This is a genomic window from Dellaglioa sp. CoH-56-MRSF-13, from assembly GCF_056782095.1.
On sequence record NZ_JBXAYC010000013.1, the window covers coordinates 1 to 4217 of the forward strand.

Annotated in this window: 5 protein-coding genes; all 5 read left to right on the plus strand. The window is 35.9% G+C overall.

Annotated elements, in window-relative coordinates:
- Nucleotides 1-316 precede the first annotated feature (316 nt).
- The 5 genes from mobV to AC1RP1_RS07535 all read left to right on the plus strand — a co-directional run bounded on the left by mobV (nucleotide 317) and on the right by AC1RP1_RS07535 (nucleotide 3882).
- A complete protein-coding gene (gene mobV, locus AC1RP1_RS07515) occupies nucleotides 317-1402 on the plus strand; it encodes a MobV family relaxase (protein ID WP_004906452.1) in 1086 nt (361 codons plus the stop codon).
- A 577-nt stretch (nucleotides 1403-1979) separates the two neighbouring features.
- Nucleotides 1980-2144 carry a transcriptional regulator gene (locus AC1RP1_RS07520; protein WP_481761992.1) on the plus strand — a complete coding sequence of 55 codons (165 nt, stop codon included), beginning with the start codon at nucleotides 1980-1982 and terminating at the stop codon, nucleotides 2142-2144.
- Nucleotides 2145-2218: 74 nt separating this feature from the next.
- Nucleotides 2219-2950, plus strand: a complete 732-nt coding sequence (locus tag AC1RP1_RS07525) for a replication protein (RefSeq protein ID WP_481761991.1) — start codon at nucleotides 2219-2221, stop codon at nucleotides 2948-2950.
- Nucleotides 2947-3168 (plus strand): hypothetical protein, encoded by a 222-nt coding sequence (locus AC1RP1_RS07530; protein ID WP_481761990.1) that lies wholly within the window; start codon nucleotides 2947-2949, stop codon nucleotides 3166-3168. The genes AC1RP1_RS07525 and AC1RP1_RS07530 overlap by 4 nt, the downstream gene beginning before the upstream one ends.
- A gap of 93 nt (nucleotides 3169-3261) precedes the next feature.
- Nucleotides 3262-3882, plus strand: coding sequence for a GNAT family N-acetyltransferase (locus AC1RP1_RS07535; RefSeq protein ID WP_481761989.1), 621 nt, complete (start codon nucleotides 3262-3264; stop codon nucleotides 3880-3882).
- Nucleotides 3883-4217: the final 335 nt, after the last annotated feature.

Sequence of the window (4217 nt, forward strand, 5' to 3'; positions counted from 1 at the left end):
AGACATGTAGAAATTTTCTGGGTTTGCCACTTTTGAAAAAGTGGCAAGGTCTGTTGTTTTGAATTTGATATTGAAATGAATTTGCAATCGTTGCGGAAAAATGCAAAGGTGAAAATATCATTTCTGTTACTAGAAAAAAGGACAGCTGTAGGCGTTTTTTTTTGTGCCTGTTCACGTCGAACCTTTTCAGCCTAAAGGCGAAAAAAGGGGCAAAGTGGACAGACAGTTTTTAGCCTCGCAGAGACCACACTTCACAGAGTGAAGTATAGTGGGTTATACTTTACTTGGAAGATAACTCCGAAATGAGGTGCGTACTATGAGTTTTGTAGTGGCTAGAATGACGAAATTAAAAGCTGATAATTTAGTCGGTATTGGCAATCATGACCAACGGAAAACGACTAATCACAGCAACGAAGATATTGATGTTTCCCGCTCCCACTTGAATTATGATTTGGTGGCTGGGCGCACTGATAATTTTAAAACGGATATTGAAGCCTATATCAACGAAAATAAAGCTAGTAAGCGGGCAGTTCGCAAAGACGCTGTTTTAGTCAATGAGTGGATTCTAACCAGTGACAAAGATTTTTTTGAGCAATTAGACGAAGTCGAAACCCGTAAATATTTTGAAACAGCCAAACAATATTTTGCAGATAACTATGGCGACGAAAATATTCGTTATGCGGTCGTTCACTTGGACGAGAAGACCCCTCACATGCATATGGGCATTGTGCCCTTTGATGATGATAGAAAGCTCTCAGCTAAGCGTATATTCAATCGTGAAGCCTTACAGCGCATTCAAGAGGAATTACCACAATATCTCAAAGAGAATGGCTTTGATGTTCAACGTGGCAACAAAAACAAAGAGCGTAAGAATTTATCAGTACCCGAATACAAAACTATGCGGGAAGATTTGAAAAAAATAGAGACCGAAAAACAAGAGACACAAGCAAAGCTTGCAGATACTAAAAAACAGCTTGATGAAATCAAGCCACGGGATAACAAAAAAATTGCTAGTAAACCAACTTTGCTGAATAAAAATAAAGTCATGGTTGATAAATCTGATCTCGCTGATTTGGAACAACGGGCGTCTTTTAGTGATAATTACAATCAAATGCATGCTAGAGCAAGGCGTGAAGCCGACTCGTTAAGAGATAAACTGACTAGAACAACGTGGGACTATAATGACCTCGAAAGAGAGAATGAGCGATTGCAAAAGTTAGTCGGAACACTTCAAGGCATTGTCCGCAATGTTGATGAATTTCTACACAAAAAACTAGGTATCAATTTACCTGACAAGTGGCTAGAACGTGCAGGACTAAAAGAACCGTCTAAAAAAGCCCCTGAAAGCTCACAGGAACTCGAAAAACATAAATCTGATGAATTAGGCGGTCCACATCTTTAAAACGCTTATATGGGCTTAAAATGGCATTTAAGAGCTTAATTTAACATCTGGCTAGATTGAACGTCGTTAATTTTGTGTCTGTCAACGGTAAATCGAATTAAAGGGGCTTGCTGCTTTAGCAGTTAGCCCCTTTTTGAGGCTTTAAGGAGTTGATAGACTAGCGGATAAAACACTTTTGCGCATGCAAAGAAAAGCACACCTGCTTTTTTTGCCTGCCCCACGGCGAGTGCGGGGTGAGTTTGAGCGGGAGCTCCCGCTCATTTATGGGGTCAAGCTGACACAGCTTGCGGGTTTGGGCGGAGCCCATATTTTGGTTTGAGTGGGATAAAAATTTTGAAAATCAGGGGGCAGGGAGCGAATTTCGCTCCCGTACTACGACCCCCCTATAAGTGCCGAGTGCCAAATTTTACTTGAATAGGACTTTACGCTTACTCTCCCAATGGATTTGGGAGTTTTTTTATGACCGCCGTTTGACCGCCGTTTTGACCGCCGTTTTTTTAAACGGGTTATTTTTTGACTATATAGACTATAAGTATATAATGATGTATAATGATAAAAAAATAAAGGAGTGAGTTTTATGCCTGAAGAGAAAACAGAATATCAAGTTGTAACCGTTAGAATACCTAAAAAGATGTATGCTGATTACAAAGAGATTTTAAAAAGTGAAGGAAAAATTGTAACTTACGATATTAGAAACTATATGCGTGATGTTATCGAAAAATCTAAGAAAGGAGAAAAATGAGCATAAAAAAAGAGCGCCCTCTCTCAAGTTCGCTCGTGAAAAATGCTTTTATTTTCTAAAGGTGATTATACTATATGACTACTAAAAATACAAAGGCTAGAAACTTTGCATTCATTTTGTATCCTGAAAGTATTCCTGAAAACTTTATTGAAAATTTAGAAAAAACTGGTATTCCTATGGCGATTAGTCCGCTCCATAATTTAGATAAAACTGAACGAAAATTTAAAGATATGACTCCTGATGAACAAGAGATAATAAGTGCTGGTGGATCAATTTATAAAAAACCACATTATCATGTTTTGTATATTGCTCGTAATCCGGTTACTGTTGAAAGTATTCGGAAAAAAATAAAACGTAATTTAGGTGATCAATCTGTATCTCATATCGAAATTGTTGATAGCGTGGAGTATTATTTTCAGTATTTAACGCATGAAAGTTCTGATGCAATTAAGAAAGGTAAACACCGCTACGATAAAAAAGATTTAATCTTTATAAATGATTTTGATATTGATAGATACGTAACACTTGATGAAAATGAAAAGAAAGAATTAAGGCAGACTTTACTTGAAATTGTAGATGAATATAACATTGTTAATGTAAAGGAATTAAGCTCGTTTATCAGACAAAGAGGTAACGAATTTGGAATTGAGAGTATGAAATATGTGAATGAAATAATTTCAAGTTCTTCTGGAATTTTTCGACTATATTTTGATGCAAATTACCAATGTGGTTATCGTCCGGTCTATTCAAAAACCATTGATCCTGATACAGGAGAAATAAAGAATGAGAGAGGGGTGAGAGCATGAGAGAGTTTAGTGAAAGTGATGTTGAGAAATACTTAGAATACACTGATCAAAATGTTATCCCGACTAAAGAGCTTTTAGGTCAATGCTTTATTTGTGGTATAAAGTTAAGTGAAACTGAGACACCTGAAGGTCCAGAAAAACGAGTTGTTTGTTTGAAAGATAGAGATTACTTTGTTGAAGGATTTGAGGAATTGATAGAAATGGGAGAAATAAAATAAATATTGAGACTGGAGAGGTTAAGTAATGATTATTGACGTGGAATATATTGGATTTAAGAACAATTTAGAAGTTAATTATTTGGAGGAAAAGTAATGACACAAGCAGATATTAAATACCGTCCTATTAAACCATCCGATTATCATATCTTGGAAGATATGATTCGCAAATCATGGAACTACGATCGATTAGGAAGCCCAAAATTAGCTAAACAACTGTCTAAAATATATCTTGCCAGTTGTCTTGTTAATCAAACATTTACTAGTGTTGCTGTTTTTAATGAAGTGCCTGTTGGTATTATTATGGGTAAAAATAGAGAAACACATCGTAAACCACTAAGGTATCTTATTCGGCAAGGAATTGCTGTTGCACGAATTGCTATATCTAAAGAAGGGCGTAAAATTGGAAAGACGTTTCAAAAATTTGAAGAAGTTGATGAAATTCTTTTAAAGAGCATTGGTACAAACTTTGATGGTGAATTAGCTTTTTTTGTTGTAGATGGAAACCAACGTGGTTCAGGTATCGGTAAACAATTGTATCAACAATTTTTAGATTATATGACATCTGAAAATCTTAAGACATTTTACTTATTTACGGATACGACATGTAATTTTGGCTTTTATGAACATCAAGGTTTGGAACGATTAGCTGAAGAAACGCTCGATTTGCCAGAATTACAAGAGAATATGCATTTCTATTTGTACGGAAAAATGTGATAAAAGGGGCTAGTATTATATTTTCTAAGTAAAATGAAAAAATGTTATTTCTTAAAAATTTACCTTCAATGGGCGCGATTGTTGAACTATTTTTTTAGAAAAGGGTAGCTTAGGCTACTCTTTTTTATTTGGCCAGTGGGAAAATAAACGGTAGGGTCAACGATAAATGTCTGACTGAAGCAAATCGGAAGGAATTTAAGAAGTTGATACGATCCACTGATTTTCCACCCTCTTGGCAACTCGTTTTCGAGCCGTCGGAGACATGTAGAAATTTTCTGGGTTTGCCACTTTTGAAAAAGTGGCAAGGTCTGTTGTTTTGAATTTGATATTGAAAT